Source organism: Gilvimarinus gilvus (assembly GCF_030518155.1).
In the GTDB taxonomy this organism is placed as follows: domain Bacteria; phylum Pseudomonadota; class Gammaproteobacteria; order Pseudomonadales; family Cellvibrionaceae; genus Gilvimarinus; species Gilvimarinus gilvus.
The window spans coordinates 1-306 of sequence record NZ_JAULRU010000484.1 but is presented as its reverse complement, the minus strand read 5'-3'; the positions used below and the strand labels follow the sequence as shown (position 1 = coordinate 306).

Annotated in this window: 1 protein-coding gene; it reads left to right on the top strand. The window is 26.8% G+C overall.

Annotation, left to right across the window (positions count from 1 at the left end):
- Positions 1-306: hypothetical protein (locus QWI17_RS09010; protein WP_302722180.1), on the top strand; the 306-nt coding region annotated here is incomplete at both ends.

The following is a 306-nucleotide window of genomic DNA, read 5'->3' as shown; positions in this document are numbered from 1 at the left end:
GATGGAAATTTAATTCAGAAATTAATTTATAAAAATGAAAGACCTTATGATGGGGTTTTTGTTGATTATAAAGATGGAGTATTTTTAAAAACAGCTACGCTAAAGGAAGGGATTTATATTGACGAACTTATCGTTAAAAATCGTGATAATATAGAATTATCGAGAGGGATTTATAAAGATGGTAAACCTTTTTCAGGTACGTTTATAACAGATGTATACGGTGAAAAAGGTTTCTCTTATTATCTTATAAATAATTATGTTGATGGTGTAATTAGTGGTAAACAACAAGAATTTGATATCTATTTT